The 17654-nt window shown below is 44.2% G+C and carries 15 protein-coding genes and 1 pseudogene; 15 read left to right on the top strand and 1 reads right to left on the bottom strand.

Features of this window, described 5'->3' with window-relative positions:
* Positions 1-57 precede the first annotated feature (57 nt).
* From TY49_RS21300 to TY49_RS21245, 12 genes and pseudogenes are all read left to right on the top strand, one after another.
* Positions 58-1054, top strand: a pseudogene (locus TY49_RS21300) (thiamine pyrophosphate-dependent dehydrogenase E1 component subunit alpha).
* A gap of 12 nt (positions 1055-1066) precedes the next feature.
* Positions 1067-2050 (top strand): alpha-ketoacid dehydrogenase subunit beta, encoded by a 984-nt coding sequence (locus TY49_RS21295; RefSeq protein WP_041967919.1) that lies wholly within the window; start codon positions 1067-1069, stop codon positions 2048-2050.
* Positions 2051-2096: 46 nt separating this feature from the next.
* Entirely contained in the window at positions 2097-3416 is a 1320-nt protein-coding gene (locus TY49_RS21290; protein ID WP_041967918.1) for a dihydrolipoamide acetyltransferase family protein, read from the top strand.
* Between the two features lie 377 nt (positions 3417-3793).
* A complete protein-coding gene (locus TY49_RS21285; protein WP_041967917.1) occupies positions 3794-5749 on the top strand; it encodes a methylmalonyl-CoA mutase subunit beta in 1956 nt (651 codons plus the stop codon).
* Positions 5736-7916, top strand: coding sequence for a methylmalonyl-CoA mutase (gene scpA / locus TY49_RS21280; RefSeq protein WP_041967916.1), 2181 nt, complete (start codon positions 5736-5738; stop codon positions 7914-7916). The genes TY49_RS21285 and scpA overlap by 14 nt, the downstream gene beginning before the upstream one ends.
* Positions 7916-9043, top strand: a complete 1128-nt coding sequence (gene meaB, locus TY49_RS21275) for a methylmalonyl Co-A mutase-associated GTPase MeaB (protein WP_041967915.1) — start codon at positions 7916-7918, stop codon at positions 9041-9043. The genes scpA and meaB overlap by 1 nt, the downstream gene beginning before the upstream one ends.
* 270 nt (positions 9044-9313) lie before the next feature.
* Complete coding sequence (locus tag TY49_RS21270) at positions 9314-9751, top strand: BrxA/BrxB family bacilliredoxin (protein WP_041967914.1); 438 nt, start codon at positions 9314-9316, stop codon at positions 9749-9751.
* 217 nt (positions 9752-9968) lie between these two features.
* Positions 9969-10760 (top strand): transporter substrate-binding domain-containing protein, encoded by a 792-nt coding sequence (locus TY49_RS21265; RefSeq protein WP_041967913.1) that lies wholly within the window; start codon positions 9969-9971, stop codon positions 10758-10760.
* A gap of 83 nt (positions 10761-10843) precedes the next feature.
* The gene (locus TY49_RS21260) at positions 10844-11503 is read left to right on the top strand and encodes an amino acid ABC transporter permease (protein WP_041967912.1); all 660 of its coding nucleotides are present in this window, start codon (positions 10844-10846) and stop codon (positions 11501-11503) included.
* On the top strand, positions 11496-12218 hold the full coding sequence (locus TY49_RS21255) for an amino acid ABC transporter ATP-binding protein (RefSeq protein ID WP_041967911.1): 723 nt from the start codon (positions 11496-11498) through the stop codon (positions 12216-12218). Before TY49_RS21260 ends, TY49_RS21255 begins: the two co-directional genes overlap by 8 nt.
* Positions 12219-12373: 155 nt before the next feature.
* Positions 12374-13363, top strand: a complete 990-nt coding sequence (locus tag TY49_RS21250) for an aromatic acid exporter family protein (RefSeq protein WP_041967910.1) — start codon at positions 12374-12376, stop codon at positions 13361-13363.
* Between the two features lie 26 nt (positions 13364-13389).
* Positions 13390-13905, top strand: coding sequence for a L,D-transpeptidase (locus TY49_RS21245; RefSeq protein ID WP_041967909.1), 516 nt, complete (start codon positions 13390-13392; stop codon positions 13903-13905).
* Positions 13906-13952: 47 nt separating this feature from the next.
* Here TY49_RS21245 and prli42 read toward each other — a convergent pair whose 3' ends face one another.
* The gene (prli42, locus tag TY49_RS24830) at positions 13953-14048 is read right to left on the bottom strand and encodes a stressosome-associated protein Prli42 (protein ID WP_023627413.1); all 96 of its coding nucleotides are present in this window, start codon (positions 14046-14048) and stop codon (positions 13953-13955) included.
* Between the two features lie 267 nt (positions 14049-14315).
* Between prli42 and mce the strand changes: the two genes are divergently transcribed.
* The 3 genes from mce (at position 14316) to TY49_RS21230 (ending at position 17477) form a co-directional block, all read left to right on the top strand.
* Positions 14316-14729, top strand: coding sequence for a methylmalonyl-CoA epimerase (mce, locus tag TY49_RS21240; RefSeq protein ID WP_041967908.1), 414 nt, complete (start codon positions 14316-14318; stop codon positions 14727-14729).
* Between the two features lies 1 nt (position 14730).
* A complete protein-coding gene (locus TY49_RS21235; RefSeq protein ID WP_041967907.1) occupies positions 14731-16281 on the top strand; it encodes an acyl-CoA carboxylase subunit beta in 1551 nt (516 codons plus the stop codon).
* A 74-nt stretch (positions 16282-16355) separates the two neighbouring features.
* A complete protein-coding gene (locus TY49_RS21230; protein WP_041967906.1) occupies positions 16356-17477 on the top strand; it encodes a tripeptidase T in 1122 nt (373 codons plus the stop codon).
* Positions 17478-17654 lie beyond the last annotated feature (177 nt).

Genomic DNA, 17654 nt, shown 5'->3' with positions numbered 1-17654 from the left:
AGCAAGAGCTCTTTTCCCCGGAAAAGAGCCTTGTACGAACAATTGGGAGGTATAAAGATGGCAGAAAATCGTCACGCTGCACTTGGCTTAAGTGATGAAAAGGTTTTGGAAATGTATGAAACAATGCTGTTGGCCCGCCGGCTGGACGAGCGGATGTGGCTGTTGAACCGTGCCGGGAAAATTCCGTTTGTAATTTCCTGTCAGGGACAGGAAGCGGCACAGGTAGGAGCTGCTTTTGCTCTGGATCGTGAAAAGGATTATGTGCTTCCTTACTACCGTGACATGGGTGTGGTCTTAACTTTTGGCATGACTGCAAAAGACCTGATGCTTTCTGGTTTTGCCAAAGCGGAAGACCCAAATTCGGGGGGGCGCCAGATGCCTGGACACTTCGGTCAAAAGAAGAACAGAATCGTTACTGGTTCTTCACCGGTAACAACACAGGTTCCTCATGCTGTTGGAATCGCTCTTGCAGGTAAAATGGAGAAGAAGGACTTAGTAACATTCGTTACGTTTGGAGAAGGTTCATCCAACCAGGGTGATTTCCATGAGGGTGCCAACTTTGCGGGGGTCCATAAACTTCCTGTTATTTTCATGGTTGAGAACAATAAATATGCGATTTCGATTCCTTACGAGAGGCAAGTTGCAGCCGAGAAGGTTTCCGACCGTGCTATCGGTTATGGTATGCCAGGGGTCACTGTTGATGGAAATGATCCTTTAGAAGTTTACAAAGTAGTAAAGGAAGCTGCAGACCGCGGACGCCAGGGTGAAGGGCCAACACTTGTTGAGGCTGTATCCTACCGCCTGACTCCACACTCATCAGATGATGACGATAGAAGCTACCGTGCGCCAGATGAAGTTGCACAGGACAAAAACGAAGGACCCTATCATTACCTTCGGCGCTTATTTGAAGGAAAATGGCATCATGAATGATGAAAGTGAAAAGGAAATCAACGATCGAATCATGAAGCTGGTTAATGAAGCAACTGATTATGCTGAAAATGCACCGTATGCGGAGCCTGAACATGCTCTGAAATACGTATATGCTGAAGAGTAAGGGGGAACGAAAATGGCGGTAATTTCTTATATAGATGCAGTGACATTGGCAATCAAAGAAGAAATGGAAAGAGATCCGAGAGTTTTTGTCCTCGGTGAAGATGTTGGTAAAAAAGGCGGAGTATTTAAAGCGACTCAAGGTCTTTATGATCAGTTCGGCGAAGATCGCGTTCTTGATGCACCTTTGGCAGAATCTGCAATCGCAGGGGTCGGAATCGGTGCAGCGATGTACGGTATGCGCCCGATCGCCGAAATGCAATTCGCAGATTTCATTATGCCGGCTGTAAACCAGATCATTTCTGAGGCAGCAAGAATCCGTTACCGTTCAAATAATGACTGGAGCTGTCCGATGGTCATCCGCGCTCCTTATGGCGGCGGTGTACACGGTGCCCTTTATCATTCTCAGTCTGTTGAGGCTGTGTTTGCGAATCAGCCCGGCTTGAAAATTGTCATGCCTTCAACTCCTTATGATGTAAAAGGGTTATTGAAAGCAGCGATCAGAGATGAAGATCCGGTATTGTTCTTTGAGCACAAGCGTGCTTACCGACTGATCAAGGGAGAAGTTCCTGAGGATGATTATGTGCTTCCGATTGGCAAAGCAGATGTAAAGCGTGAGGGAGAGGATATCACGGTCATTACTTATGGTCTTGCGGTCCACTTTGCTCTACAGGCGGCTGAAAGACTTGCGAAGGACGGAATTTCTGCTCATATCCTTGACCTTCGAACTGTATATCCATTGGATAAGGAAGCTATTATCGAGGCTGCTTCGAAAACAGGTAAGGTCCTTCTTGTGACGGAAGACAACAAAGAAGGTAGCATCATGAGTGAAGTGTCTGCGATCATTGCAGAACATTGCCTGTTTGAATTGGATGCACCAATCAAGAGACTGGCAGGACCGGATGTACCAGCAATGCCTTATGCTCCAACAATGGAGAAATATTTCATGATCAATCCTGATAAAGTTGAAAAAGCGATGCGGGAGCTTGCTGAATTTTAACATATTCATGTTGGAAATAGAATGATTGGAGAAGGAGGGTCAATCTGTGGAAATTGAACAAATCAAAATGCCTCAATTAGGTGAGAGTGTAACTGAGGGGACAATCAGCAAGTGGCTGGTTTCCGTTGGGGACAAAGTAAATAAGTATGATCCACTCGCAGAAGTCATGACCGACAAAGTAAATGCTGAAGTACCATCTTCATTTTCAGGTACAATCAAAGAACTGATTGCAGGTGAAGGGGATACATTGGCAGTTGGGGAAATTATCTGCACAATTGAAATCGAAGGCGGAGTTTCTGAAGAAGCACCAGCAGCTGATGCAGCTTCTTCAGATTCTGCATCTACATCAAATGCAAGTGCAACTCCAGCACCTTCAGCGGATGAAGGCAGCAAGGCTAGATATTCACCTGCAGTATTGAAGCTGGCTCAGGAAAATAATATCGACTTAACCCTGGTTAAGGGAAGCGGAGCTGGCGGAAGGATTACCCGTAAAGACCTTAAGCAAATGATTGAATCCGGTAATATTCCTCAAGCTTCTGCACAGACACAAGCACCTAAAGAGGCGGCTAAGGTTGAAACTGCTTCAGCCCAGCCTGCAGCCCAAACACAACCTGCTGCACAGGCACAGCCAGCTGCGCCTGCTCCGTCTGTCCCAGTTGCTGCCGGTGACATTGAAATCCCAGTGACTGGCATCCGCAAGGCGATTGCCGCGAACATGCTGCGCAGCAAGCATGAAGCTCCGCACGCATGGACGATGGTAGAAGTGGATGTTACGAATCTTGTAGAGTACAGGAATGGACTAAAGGATGATTTCAAGAAAAAAGAAGGATTCAATCTTACTTTCTTTGCTTTCTTCGTGAAGGCAGTTGCCCAGGCATTGAAGGAATACCCACAAATCAATTCCATGTGGGCTGGAGATAAAATCATCCAGAAAAAAGATATTAATATTTCAATTGCTGTAGCGACTGATGATGCTCTATTCGTACCTGTCATCAAGAATGCAGACGAAAAAACAATCAAAGGCATTGGCCGTGAAATCAATGAACTTGCCCAAAAGGTACGCGCAGGCAAGCTTCGTTCCGAAGATATGCAAGGTGGAACGTTCACTGTCAACAACACAGGTTCTTTCGGTTCCGTTCAATCTATGGGAATCATTAATTACCCACAGGCAGCGATTCTTCAGGTAGAATCGATCGTTAAGCGCCCTGTAGTGATGAACAACGGCATGATTGCTGTTCGTGATATGGTGAACCTCTGTCTTTCTCTTGATCACCGTGTACTGGATGGCCTGGTTTGCGGCCGTTTTCTTGCGAGGGTTAAAGAAATTCTTGAGAATACTTCAAAAGAGACAACATCTATTTATTAGACTCTGTAAAAACCCGTTGTTATTATAAAGCTCTGTTGATTGTAGTGGAAGCCGCGTAGACTCCTGCGGGATTAGCTAGTCATGGGGAGACCCTGCAGGCGCATAAAGCGCCGAGGAGGCTCCCGGACTGCCCGCGGAAAGCGAAGCGGCTGGAACGAAAATCAACAGCCGATTTTAACAGAGCCATTTATTTGTTAAACACAAACGTCCAGAAAATTTCTGGGCGTTTTCGTGTTTAATCTGCCATCTCATGCAAATGTCCTTCATTGCTAGAAAAGCATTCCTATACTAAAATATAGAAGAGTATAAAAATTAGAATTTTACTACAATTTTTGGTGAAGGGGGGAAAGCTGTCTGAACTATGGACAGTAAGGTTTATGACGATTGAAAATATGAAAGCTACCTCGTTCAAAGTTGCAGCATTTGAAGATTGGCAGGAAAAAGCTGCTGCTTCATTAAAAGGCAAGCCAATTGATTCTCTTTATACGAATACATATGAGGATATTAAGCTTAAACCGCTTTATACAAAAGGGGATCTTCCAGATGGACTGGTCAGAGACCTGCCTGGGCAGCCAGATTATAGAAGAGGCATACATTCTCTTGGATATCAGTCTGAGTCCTGGCATATAGCAAACCGCGTCTTTTACTCCGATGTAGAAGAGCTGAAAGGGAAACTCGACATCGCACTATCAAAGGGACAAACGGCCATTTCCTTTGATGTAAAACCGGAGATATTTTCCGATAATCGTGCATTGGTGTCATTCCTCTCTTCTTTTAAAAATAAGTATCCTTTAAGCCTGGACGCTGGATTGCTTCAGACGCCATTGCTTGCAGCCTTGGCTATTGCCAGTAAGGATGCTGGTGGTTCAGAAAAGCTTACAGGTTTCGTTGCAGCGGATCCTGTTGCGGAAGCGAGTTTGATTGGCGGACTCCCAACGGAGGAAAATGAATTTTTCACAGAATGGTCAAAGGTACTTGATGAGGCAGCACAGCAATTACCAGAAGTAAAGACAGTACTGGTCAATACCGTCCCATACCATAACAGCGGCGCTAATGCAGTGCAGGAACTGGCGATTGCTGTTTCTACCGGAGTTTATCTTCTACAAAAGTTGCTTGACAATGGATGGGGATTAAAGAAAGCGTTATCAAAAATCGTATTCCATTTTGCGATTGGTTCAAACTTCTTCATGGAAACGGCTAAGCTTAGAGCTGCCAGGCTTTTATGGAGTAAAACTGCAGAAGCTTTCGGCGCAGAAAAGGAAGACCGGAAAATGGTCCTATCCGCTGAGACCTCAAAGTTCACAAAAACTATTTTCGATCCATACGTGAACATGCTTAGGGCTGGAAATGAGGCCTTTGCGGCTGTTTTGGGCGGAATCCAGTACCTTCACACTGGAAGCTTTGACGAACCAGCAGGATCTGCGAATCTTTTTTCCGAAAGGGTTGCCCGAAATACGCAATTGGTGCTTAAATCTGAAGCGCATCTTGAAAAAGTAGCCGACCCTGCAGGAGGTTCCTGGTATGTCGAGTCATTGACAAAGGAACTGGCAGAGAAAGCCTGGGAGCTATTCCTCGAGGTGGATCACAAGGGCGGGATTTATGAAGCGCTGAAATCAGGCTGGCTTCAGGAGCAGATTGTGCAGACTGCTGAAAATCGCGAACAAGAGATTGCTACACGTAAGAAGAGCATGATAGGAACAAACGTTTATGCAAACCTATCAGATGATATCAGTGAACCTGTCATCCAAGAGATACAAAGAGATTATATGATCGACTCTCTTGATGCCGTCATAGGTAAAATTGCGTCTGAGAGCTCTCTCAAAGATAATTTTAAAGAGATGAAACCAAGCTTTACACCGTTAAAATTAAAAAGATTAGCTGAGCCTTATGAAGAAATGAGGTTCAAAGCTATGAAACTTGAGAAAAAGGGTGTGGACCCTATTGTCGGCCTAATTTGCCTGGGTGAGCTGAAGAAGCATAAGGCAAGAGCAGATTTCATATCCGGCTTGCTGTCAGCGGGTGGAATTCATGCTGAAAGAAGCGGCGAGTTGGACACCATTTCAGCAGCGATTCAGTTTATTAACTCGTCGAAAGCACGTCAGTTTGTTATTTGTGGCGATCAGTCTGCCTATAATTCTTTTGGACCAGAGCTGGCGCAGGAGATTACAAGGGAGCACAATTTCAAGCTTTACCTGGCAGGCATTCCAGACGAGAAACAAAGCGAATGGAAAACTTCCGGAATTATTGAGTTCCTGCATGTAAGAAGCAATGCAATACAGACTCTATCAGCTATGCTTCAGGAAATGGAGGTTGGCGCCAATGCAAAAGCCTGACTTTACAAAAGTCCGTTTGTTTGCTGAGGAAAAGGAAGTCAGCAAGGATAAAGTGGATCACCATATTCAGCAAAACATCGATGATCTGTTATTTGAAACGAATGAGCAAATCAAAGTTAAACCAGTGTACACAAAAGAAGATGTAACCTCTTCGGAACATTTGGAAGGGATGCCTGGCCTCCCTCCCTTTACAAGGGGACCGTATCCAGCGATGTATGTGAATAGGCCTTGGACGGTAAGACAATATGCAGGGTTTTCTACTGCGGAAGAAAGCAACGCATTCTACAGGAGAAACCTTGCAATGGGACAAAAAGGTTTGTCTGTTGCCTTTGATTTGGCAACACACCGGGGCTATGATTCTGACCATCCACGGGTTGAGGGTGACGTTGGGAAAGCCGGAGTGGCGATTGACTCCATTTTAGACATGAAAATTCTTTTCGATAGAATCCCTCTCGACCAGATGTCTGTGTCCATGACAATGAATGGTGCTGTCCTGCCGATCATGGCTTTCTTCATCGTGACGGCCGAGGAACAGGGAGTGACACAGGATCAATTATCCGGGACGATTCAAAATGACATCCTGAAGGAGTATATGGTCAGGAACACGTACATTTACCCGCCGGAAATGTCGATGAAGATCATTGCAGATATTTTCGAGTACACTTCCAAGTATATGCCAAAATTCAACTCCATCAGTATTTCAGGCTATCATATGCAGGAAGCTGGTGCTCCCGCGGATATCGAATTGGCGTACACGCTCGCTGATGGTCTTGAATATGTGAGAACTGGCCTTAAGGCCGGCATCGATATTGATTCATTCGCACCACGCTTAAGCTTTTTCTGGGCGATCGGCATGAACTATTTCATGGAAGTAGCCAAAATGAGGGCTGCCCGCTTTATCTGGGCAAAAATGATTAAAACATTCAATCCGAAAAATGAAAAGTCGATGGCCTTGAGGACTCATTCGCAAACCTCAGGTTGGAGTCTTACTGAGCAGGATCCATACAATAATGTCATCCGCACATTAATTGAAGCACATGCAGCAGCCATGGGTCATACCCAGTCATTGCATACGAATGCACTTGATGAAGCGATCGCACTGCCAACTGATTTTTCAGCGCGCATTGCCCGTAATACGCAACTATTCCTTCAGGAAGAAACCGGGATTACCAAGGTCATAGATCCATGGGCAGGCTCATACTATGTTGAAAGCCTGACCAATTCACTCATCGAGCGTGCGTGGGAGCATATCGAAGAAATCGAAGGTCTTGGCGGGATGGCGAAAGCTATTGAAACCGGTCTTCCAAAAATGCGCATCGAAGAAGCTGCTGCAAGGCGACAGGCGCAGATTGACTCGGGAAAAGAAACGATTATCGGTGTGAATAGATTCAAGCTGGACCAGGAAGATCCCCTTGAAATCCTCGATATCGATAATACCGCCGTTCGTGCAAAACAGCTTGAAAGGCTTAAGCAGCTGAAAGAAAACCGCGATGATGATAAAGCCCAGGCCGCTCTGAATGAATTAGCCAGAGTGGCTGAAACTGGCGAAGGAAACCTTCTGGAGTATGCAGTTAGGGCAGCTCGTGCAAGGGCGACACTTGGGGAAATCTCAGATGCAATTGAAAAGGCCGCTGGAAGGCATAAAGCAGTCATCCGGTCAGTCAGCGGAGTATACAGCACTGCCTTCTCTAATGGTGAGGAAATTGCCGAAGTCCAACAAATGACGCAGGAGTTTCTTGAAAATGAAGGACGTAGGCCACGCATCATGATTGCGAAAATGGGACAGGATGGACATGACCGCGGAGCAAAGGTGATTTCAACCGCTTTCGCTGATTTAGGATTTGATGTGGATATTGGTCCACTTTTCCAAACGCCTGAAGAAACAGCGATTCAGGCAGTTGAAAATGATGTCCATGCGATCGGAATCAGCTCTTTGGCAGCGGGGCATAAAACATTGCTGCCACAGCTAGTGAAAGAGCTGAAAAAATTAGGCCGCGAAGATATTGTTGTGATTGTCGGCGGGGTCATCCCGGCTCAGGATTATCAATTCTTGTATGATAATGGAGCAAGTGCGATTTTTGGGCCTGGAACGGTCATACCCGTTGCGGCGCAGAAGGTTTTACGGACTATTTATGAGCGTCTGGGCTATGAGGAAGTGTCTAGCTAATGGCTGATGAGAAAAAGCCGGAATGGTTCGATCCCGCAAAGGCTGATTCGTTTTCAAGTGTAGTGAAGCCTGGAGTGTCGGGTGGAAATCACGAAAAGCCTTCTGCAAAAGCCGGGCGATTCGTTAAAAAAAAGAATTTACGCAAACTGGATCCAGCTTCGCTTGCTAAAGACATCAAAGCAGGGGACAGGACAGCGCTGGCAAAAGGAATCACATTGATTGAAAGCAATGCGGAGCATGACTTTCAGACGGCTCAAACTCTCTTACAGAAGCTGTTGCCTTACTCTGGACGTTCCATCCGGATTGGCATCACAGGTGTGCCGGGTGCTGGCAAGAGTACTTTTATCGAAAGCTTTGGCAGCTATTTGTGCGACCTCGGTCATAAAGTTGCAGTTCTGGCGGTGGACCCTACCTCCAGCTTGACTGGAGGCAGCATCCTTGGCGATAAGACGAGGATGGAAAAGCTTGCGCGAAATCCAAGAGCATTCATCCGGCCATCACCTTCTGGTGGAAAGCTTGGCGGTGTACACCGCAAAACGAGGGAAACAATGCTATTAACTGAAGCTGCTGGATTCGATGTCATTCTTGTCGAAACGGTTGGGGTTGGTCAAAGTGAGGTCATCGTCAGGGATATGGTTGATTTCTTCATGCTCCTAGTCCTGACAGGTGCCGGCGATGAACTTCAGGGGATGAAGAAAGGAATCATGGAGCTTGCAGATACAGTCATAGTGAATAAGGCAGATGGTCCAAATGAGCAAACAGCAAAAAAGACTAAAGAAGAGTACAATCGGATCCTCCATTTTCTGCAGCCTGCGACAAAAGGCTGGCAGACAGCAGCTATGACGAGTTCAGCATTACAGAAAAAAGGCATTGAGGAAATCTGGAATACTATTTCTGACTTTGAGAGTTTTACGAAACAAAGTGGAATCTTTGATGAGAGAAGGAGATTTCAGACAAAAGAGTGGCTGAATGATATGATCATCGATCAGCTTCAGGCAAATTTCTTTCATCACCCAGCAATAAAGAACCTGCTTCCTAAGGTGGAAAATGAAGTCATTTCGGGAAACAGGCCAGTAGCTTCAGGTGTCGAGGAGTTATTCAAAGCTTTTTTTGGAGACGAAAATTAAGCTGTCCAGCAATGGACAGCTTTTCTTCATCTCTATTCTAAAGTCATTTTGGAGTATTCTCGATGTGATCCTGAACAGAAAACTCTACAAAAAAAAGCGGACAACGGAATGTTCCGTTGTCCTTCATCTAGGGAGTTTAGGGGTATGGATCTAGCTGTATTGTTACCTTTCCCGGAATTCATAAGAGTTAAACATACTTTGAAAAAATTATTTTAATTGGTATCATATATTTATGTACTAGTTACTATACAGCAGAGGAGAGATGTATCAATGAGCATGGATTTCAATTTTTTTATGAATGATGTAGTCCGCCAGGCACGCCAGGAAATCGGGGCAGCTGGATATACAGAATTAACAACGAGCGAGGAAGTAGAGCAAGCATTGGCTAAAAAAGGCACAACACTTGTGATGGTAAACTCAGTTTGCGGTTGCGCCGGAGGTATTGCCCGTCCTGCAGCAGCACATGCTGTTCACTATGATAAGCGTCCAGATCATCTTGTGACGGTTTTCGCCGGCCAGGATAAGGAAGCGACAGAAAAAGCACGAAGCTATTTCACTGGCTATCCGCCATCATCCCCATCTTTCGCATTGCTGAAGGACGGTAAACTTTGCACAATGGTCGAACGCCATGAAATCGAAGGGCACGATCCAATGCAAGTCGTAAACAAACTGCAAAATGCATTCGAAGAATATTGCGAAGAAATGTAAGTACTGAAGAATCCCGGTTCGCCGGGGTTCTTTTATTATGGATAAAACACATTTTATTTATATTTAAAAATATTATTGCATATTTATTAATATGTGTTAAAATACATTTTAGTTAATAATTATTAGTTGTTATGCAGTGAATAACAAGTTTAATAGCTAATATATTAATAAAATTGTATAAAACTACAGAATGTACATTATAGGGGGAAAACAACAAATGAAAAAGGCAATTTCAGTTTTATTGATGAGTATTTTATTAATGGGAGTTCTCGCAGCATGCGGGACAAGCACTGAAAAAACTTCAGGCGCCGGCGGGGATGAAAAGAAAGTCCTTAAAATGGGTACTTCAGCTGACTATCCGCCATTTGAATATGTGGAAACAGCTACAAGTGATGAAATCATTGGCTTTGACGTAGATTTAGCAAATCTTATTGCTAGTGAATTAGGATATGAAGTAGAAATCAAGGATATGGATTTTAACGGACTTATTGGTGCACTTCAGGCAGAGCGCGTTGACTTTGTCATGGCAGGCATGACTCCAACTCCTGAGCGTAAAGAGAACGTTGACTTCACTGATGTGTACTATACTGCTAACCATATGATTGTTTTTGCAAAAGACAGCAATATCAAATCAATTGAAGACCTAGAAGGTAAAACAGTTGGCGTTCAGCTTTCTTCCATCCAGGAAGAAGAGGCAGAGAAAATCGGAGAAACAGTGGAAATTAAGATTGAGAAACGTACAAGAATTCCTGAACTGGTCCAGGAAATCAAAGCTGGACGTATTGATGCAGCAATTATCGAAGATACAGTAGCAGAGGGATATTTCAAGAATAATGCTGATCTTGCTGGCTTTACGATTGAAGAAGGAAACGAAGAAGAAGCTGGTTCAGCGATCGCCTTTCCAAAAGGAAGCAAGTTGACGGAAGAGTTTAACAAGGTTCTCAAAGAAAAAATGGAAAATGGCGAAGTTGATAAGTTGATCGTTAAGTGGTTTGGCGGAGAAAAGTAAGGTGTAAAACAGGCGTTCAGAATGCTTATGTCTTCTGGGCGCCTTTCTCCTTCATGAAATAGATAGAGAGGGCTGTTAAGACTATGAATCTTGATTTTACCGCCATCCTTCCTTCATTGCCATATATACTGAAGGGAATAGGTGTCACTTTAAAAATAGTAATTGTAGCAGGGCTGCTTGGCTTTGCGTTTGGGATTGTCCTGGCGATATTCAAAATCAGTAAATCCAAAGCACTTAATTGGTTTGCGGATGCCTATACATCGATTTTCCGTGGAACCCCGTTAATTCTCCAATTGATGATCATCTATTATGGGCTGCCGCAGCTTATTGGATTCGAGATTGCTTCGTATACAGCTGCTGTAGCATCATTCTCTTTAAACTCCGCAGCCTATATTTCAGAAATCATCAGGGCAGGAATTTTAGCTGTCGATAAAGGGCAAAAAGAAGCGGCAATGGCACTGGGCGTTCCTGGAGAGAGAATGATGCGTGACATCATTCTGCCTCAGGCGATGAAAAACATCCTGCCGGCATTGATGAATGAATTTATTACACTTACAAAGGAATCGGCGATTGTGACCGTCATTGCGGTGGATGATATTATGCGCAGGTCCTATATTGTCGGCGGGGATCAATACAGGTTTTTTGAACCGCTGATTTTTGCTGGGCTTATTTATTACCTATTGGTCATCTCCTTGACAATGATTGGCAAGGTAGTGGAAAGGAGATTGAGACAAAGTGATTAAAGTAGACAACCTACACAAATCTTTTGGCAAGCTTGAGGTGCTAAAAGGCATATCTACGACAATCGAAAGTGGTGAGGTAGTTGCCATCATCGGCCCATCAGGTTCAGGGAAATCAACATTCCTCCGCTGCCTGAATTTACTGGAGCAGCCGACAAGCGGGCAAGTTTTAATAGGTGAATATGATATTACTGACAAAAAAACGAACATCATGAAAGTTCGTGAAAATGTCGGTATGGTGTTTCAGCACTTTCATCTCTTTCCGCATATGACCGTATTGCAAAACATCACATACGCTCCTATTAAGGTAAAAGGATTGTCTAAGACAGAAGCTGAAAAGCATGGAATGGAACTTCTAAAGAAGGTTGGTCTTTCCGAAAAAGCAAATGAATACCCAAATAGGCTTTCAGGAGGCCAAAAACAGCGTGTAGCAATTGCCAGAGCGCTTGCGATGGACCCAGAAGTGATGCTATTTGATGAGCCAACCTCCGCCCTTGATCCTGAAATGGTCAAAGAAGTTCTTGAAGTAATGAAGTCGCTGGCACATACAGGCATGACGATGGCCATCGTTACCCACGAAATGGGTTTTGCCCGAGAAGTTGCGGATCGCGTGCTGTTCCTTGACGGAGGAGTACTTGTTGAAGATGCTCCTCCAGCAGAATTCTTCAGCAGCCCAAAAAGCAGCAGGGCAAAAGAGTTCCTCGAAAAAATGCTATAAAATAGCTGCCTTGCTTTTATAAAGCCTGACGTATCTGATAAACTAGTGGATGATCATATCTAGATAGGTATGATCATCTTTTTATTTCCCGAGTGTTGATCGTTAAGTTAGGCGGGATTTAAACGGTATAAGTTTTACTGATAGGAGAATATAATGTGAAATTCAGAATTGGTTATCGGACGTTGAAAACAGCGCTGGGGACGGCGATTTCAATCATCATTGCCCAGTACTTTGGCTTTGAAAATTATGTGTCTGCGGGTATCTTGACGATTCTTTGTATCCAGGTGACAAAGAAACGTTCACTGCAGGCTTCATGGCATCGGTTCCTGGCCTGTATCATTGCGCTGGCATTCTCAGCGGTGTTTTTTGAGGGAATTGCTTATCATCCGCTTGTCATCGGGTTGTTATTGCTGTTTTTCATCCCGACCGTGGTTATGTTTAAAGCAAAGGAAGGCGTAGTCACAAGCAGTGTCATCATCATGCATATTTACTCTGCAGAAAAAGTAACTGGAGAACTATTATTGAACGAGCTGGGAATCATTACGATTGGGATTGGTGTCGCATTGATCATGAATCTGTATATGCCAAGTGTCGATAACAAGCTGGAAGAGTACCAGAGAGGCATTGAAGCTCATTTTAAAAAGATTTTCAGTGAAATCGCCCTATACCTTAAAAATCAGGATTCAAGCTGGGATGGCCGGGAGCTGACCGAAACTGCGAGGCTGATTGAGAAGGCAAAGGCACTTGCCATCCAGGACGTAGAAAATCATTTTTTAAGAGATGAAAATTTATATTATCAATATTTTAAAATCAGGGAAAAGCAATTTGAAATCATTGAAAGAGTTCTTCCTTCCATCACTTCTATTCCAAAGCATGTGGAACAGGCTAATATTGTCGCTGAGTTTATCGAGTCGCTGTCGAAAGGGATTCATCCTGGTAATACAGTACTTATTTACCTGGAAAAATTAATGAGGATGAAAACGGAGTTTGAGAATATGGAGCTTCCTAAAACAAGAGAAGAGTTCGAAGCGAGAGCCGCACTGCTTCATTTTGTTAATGAAATGGAACAATTCCTTTTGTTGAAACGGTCATTTAAAGGATTGAAGACGGGTGAGGATAAATCTGAAGCTGCCGTGACAAACTAACGGAAATAGACCACGGAGGGATTAACATGCCAGTGTTTATTTCCATGCTTCTAGCAGCGTTCATTTTTTCGCCTATTTGGCCGCTGGGAACCAACCCGCTGCCTGGAGATCCATTTGTGATTGTGAATAAACAGACGAATGAGGTAGCACTGATCAATGAAAACAGAGTCCAGACGGTGGTCAGTGCAGCAACTGGTAAATCAGAGGAGCTGACACCCGAAGGTTTGTTTACCGTCACTGTCAAAGCTCCTGACCCATATTACCGTAAAAAGGATATACCGGGCGGTGACCCCAACAATCCTCTTGGCAGCAGGTGGATTGGATTCGATGCAGAGGATACGGATGGCCGAACATACGGAATCCATGGAACGAATGATCCCTCAAGCATCGGCAAAAAAATATCCCAGGGCTGCGTCCGCCTCCAAAATGAGGCGGTAGAGTCATTGTACGATTACATACCATTAGGTACAAAGATCCTGGTTACTTCTACTTCTAAAGACTTTACAGAGCTAGGGAAAGAATACGGAGCAATCAGGGAATAAAAAAGGGCTGTCAATTTAATTGACAGCCCTTTGATTATTTATAGTTATTATAGGAAAGTTGATAATCCCATAAGAAGGGTTGAAGCAAGCATAGTAAAAAGCATGATGTATACTACGACCTTCCTGATATTTGGCTTACGCATAATAGAAATCCCCCTTCCAAAGCTTACGCTATCTATCACTATTATTTTACAACCACTTAATGAATTCAACAACCCTTTTAAGAGATACATTTTTGCCATTAATTCATGATTAATATGTTAGTGTAGTATAAAACTGACACTGGCTATTATGTCAATCCATATTTCGAAAATCAATCCTAAATCTACATTAAATAAGAAGGAATTGTGACATTTTTGTCGAATATAAAAACAGTTAAATATATTTAAATAATATTTGGAGGGAATTACATGATTAAAAAGGTCGACCATATCGGCATTGCTGTCAAATCTATTGAGCATGCCCTCCCATTTTATACAGATGTGCTGAAACTGCCACTGCTTGGTATAGAGGAAGTGGAAAGCGAGAAGGTCAAAGTAGCCTTCCTTAAAGCCGGAGAAACAAAGCTAGAGCTGCTGGAACCTTTATCTGATGAAAGCGCTATCGCTCGATTCATCGAAAAGAAGGGCGAAGGGATCCATCATGTTGCGCTTGGGGTAGAGTCAATCCAGGAAAGAATCAATGATATGAAGGAAAATGGCATCAAAATGATACAGGATGTTCCTAAGAAAGGTGCAGGGGGAGCGCTTGTCGCATTCATGCATCCAAAATCGACAGGAAGCGTTTTATACGAACTTTGCGAGAAAAACGGGGAGGCTGAATAGAATGCCAGACATCTATGAAAAAATTAATGAACTATATGACCGCCGCAGGGAAATCGAACTAGGCGGTGGTGATGAGCGGATTGAAAAGCAACATGAAAAAGGAAAGCTGACTGCTCGTGAAAGAATTGAGTTGCTTGTTGATCCTGGAAGCTTTGTGGAATTGAATCCTTTCATCCAGCATCGCAGCACGGATTTTGGGCTGGAAAACCAGAAGGGACCTGGAGATGGAGTTGTAACAGGTTACGGAAAGGTCAATGGCAGGCCAATTTATTTGTTTTCGCAGGATTTCACCGTGTTCGGAGGGGCTTTAGGTGAAATGCATGCAAAGAAAATCGCCAATGTCATGGATCTGGCAGCCAAGAATGGCGCTCCATTTGTCGGATTGAACGATTCAGGCGGAGCAAGGATTCAGGAAGGTGTTGTTTCACTCGACGGCTACGGCCATATTTTTTACCGCAACTCAATTTACTCCGGAGTAATCCCGCAGATTTCCGTAATCATGGGCCCATGCGCAGGCGGTGCCGTTTATTCACCGGCGATTACCGATTTTGTGTTCATGGTTGAGAAGACGAGCCAGATGTTCATTACCGGTCCAAAGGTAATTGAAACGGTTACCGGGGAGAAAATTTCGGCAGAGGATCTAGGCGGTGCAATTGTACATAATACGATCAGCGGCAATGCTCATTTCCATGGCCAGTCAGAAGAAGAAACTCTGGAGCAGGTAAGGCTGCTATTAAGCTATCTGCCTCAAAACTATGAAGAAAAGCCTCCTCGCCTTGAAGCGGATGATAAGGATGACTATCGTCCAGACCTGACGGATACCATTCCATTTGACGCGGTCCGTCCGTATGATGTGCGCAAGGTAATTGAGCAAGTGGTCGACGCCGATTCATTCCTTGAAATACAAAAGGATTTCGCGAAAAATATTGTCATCGGTCTTGCAAGGATCAAAGGAGAGGTCGTTGGCCTTGTCTGCAACCAGCCAAAGGTAATGGCAGGCGGACTTGATATTGATTCTTCCGATAAAGCGTCACGCTTCATTAGATTCTGTGATTCATTTAATATACCGATTATTACATTTGAAGACGTGACTGGGTTCTTCCCTGGTATTAAACAGGAGCACGGCGGCATCATCCGTCACGGCGCGAAGATCCTTTACGCTTATTCAGAAGCAACTGTACCAAAGCTTACCGTTATTTTACGAAAAGCATACGGAGGAGCCTATGTTGCCTTGAACAGCAAGTCCATCGGTGCCGATCTTGTTTTTGCATGGCCGAATGCTGAGATTGCTGTAATGGGACCGCAGGGAGCTGCCAATATTATTTTTGCGAAGGAAATCCAGAACAGTGACAATCCTGAACAGACAAGGCAGCAGAAAATCGATGAATATCGTGAGAAATTTGCGAATCCATATGTCGCTGCAAGCCAGGGAATGGTCGATGATGTCATCGATCCGCGCGAAACACGAATCAAATTAATTCAGTCGCTTGATATGCTCCGGACAAAGAAGGAAGACAGACCGGGCAAAAAACACGGCAACATCCCGCTATAGGATTTTGTGTTTGGTGTTGAGATTCAATTAGCGTTATACTCTAGTAGTATATACATAATTGGAGGTCGGCTAGGATGATTAATAACGAGCGTTTATTGAATGAGTTTTTAGAGCTTGTCCAAATTGACTCTGAAACAAAGTATGAAACTGAAATCGCACGCGTCCTTAAGAAAAAATTCGAGGACCTCGGAGTAGAGGTTTTCGAGGACGATACAACGGCACAAACTGGTCACGGAGCAGGAAATCTGATCTGTACTTTGCAAGGTACAAAAGAAGGTGTAGATACAATCTACTTTACTTCTCATATGGATACTGTTGTTCCAGCAAGAGGCGTCAAGCCATCCATTAAAGATGGTTATGTCGTCACGGATGGAACGACAATCCTTGGAGCTGATGATAAGACTGGTCTTGCTGTCATGCTTGAGACAATCCGCGTCCTGAAGGAACAATCGATCCCGCACGGAACGATCCAGTTCATCATTACTGTTGGAGAGGAATCAGGTCTCGTTGGCGCAAAAGCATTAGATTCTTCTTTGGTAAAAGCGAAATATGGATATGCGCTTGATAGTGACGGCAAGGTTGGAAACATTATTGTTGCAGCGCCAACGCAAGCAAAAGTTGCAGCTGTCATCCATGGTAAAACTGCACACGCAGGTGTTGCTCCAGAAAAAGGTGTTTCTGCCATCACGATTGCTGCCAAGGCTGTCGCAAGAATGCCGCTTGGCCGTATCGATGAGGAAACTACTGCGAATATCGGTCGTTTTCAGGGCGGTACACAGACAAATATCGTCTGCGACCATGTAGAGATCCTTGCAGAAGCACGTTCTCTTATTCCTGAAAAGATGGAAGCGCAAGTGGCGAAAATGAAAGCAGCATTCGAATCAGCTGCACAGGAAATGGGTGGCAAGGCAGATGTCGATGTCCAGGTAATGTACCCTGGCTTCAAATTCGGTGAAGGTGACCTTGTCGTTGAGCTTGCTAAAAAAGCAGCCGCAAAAATCGGCAGAAGCTCAGAATTACTGCACAGCGGTGGCGGAAGCGACGCAAATGTCATTGCAGGCTTTGGCATCCCAACAGTCAACCTTGCTGTAGGGTATGAAGAAATCCACACAACAAACGAAAGAATGCCAATCGAAGAACTCAACAAGCTTGCCGAGATGGTTATCGCATTGATTGAAGAAGTAGCAGCACAATAAGATTGAAGGGCTTCCCACGGGGGAGCCCTTTGTTTATTGGAACAGGTACTATGTATATGTCCTAGAGAAGAAATATTATAGACATTTCGGAAAGAGGAAGCCCTCGAAATGTCCAATAAACAAGATTTAATAGACATTTTAAGAAGAGTGAGCCCTCGAAATGTCCAATAAACAGGG

The sequence above is a fragment of the Mesobacillus selenatarsenatis SF-1 genome, from assembly GCF_000813125.1.
Lineage (GTDB): Bacteria > Bacillota > Bacilli > Bacillales > Cytobacillaceae > Mesobacillus > Mesobacillus selenatarsenatis.
The sequence above is the reverse complement of the archived record's forward strand: the minus strand, read 5'-3'. Positions and strand labels throughout refer to the sequence as shown.

Excerpts from the sequence above, each read along its gene's own strand:
- TY49_RS21295 (WP_041967919.1), top strand. The coding sequence starts at position 1,067 with ATGGCGGTAATTTCTTATATAGATGCAGTGACATTGGCAATCAAAGAA.
- TY49_RS21285 (WP_041967917.1), top strand. The coding sequence starts at position 3,794 with ATGACGATTGAAAATATGAAAGCTACCTCGTTCAAAGTTGCAGCATTT.
- scpA (WP_041967916.1), top strand. The coding sequence starts at position 5,736 with ATGCAAAAGCCTGACTTTACAAAAGTCCGTTTGTTTGCTGAGGAAAAG.
- meaB (WP_041967915.1), top strand. The coding sequence starts at position 7,916 with ATGGCTGATGAGAAAAAGCCGGAATGGTTCGATCCCGCAAAGGCTGAT.
- TY49_RS21270 (WP_041967914.1), top strand. The coding sequence starts at position 9,314 with ATGAGCATGGATTTCAATTTTTTTATGAATGATGTAGTCCGCCAGGCA.
- TY49_RS21265 (WP_041967913.1), top strand. The coding sequence starts at position 9,969 with ATGAAAAAGGCAATTTCAGTTTTATTGATGAGTATTTTATTAATGGGA.
- TY49_RS21260 (WP_041967912.1), top strand. The coding sequence starts at position 10,844 with ATGAATCTTGATTTTACCGCCATCCTTCCTTCATTGCCATATATACTG.
- TY49_RS21245 (WP_041967909.1), top strand. The coding sequence starts at position 13,390 with ATGCCAGTGTTTATTTCCATGCTTCTAGCAGCGTTCATTTTTTCGCCT.
- prli42 (WP_023627413.1), bottom strand. The coding sequence starts at position 14,048 with ATGCGTAAGCCAAATATCAGGAAGGTCGTAGTATACATCATGCTTTTT.
- mce (WP_041967908.1), top strand. The coding sequence starts at position 14,316 with ATGATTAAAAAGGTCGACCATATCGGCATTGCTGTCAAATCTATTGAG.
- TY49_RS21235 (WP_041967907.1), top strand. The coding sequence starts at position 14,731 with ATGCCAGACATCTATGAAAAAATTAATGAACTATATGACCGCCGCAGG.
- TY49_RS21230 (WP_041967906.1), top strand. The coding sequence starts at position 16,356 with ATGATTAATAACGAGCGTTTATTGAATGAGTTTTTAGAGCTTGTCCAA.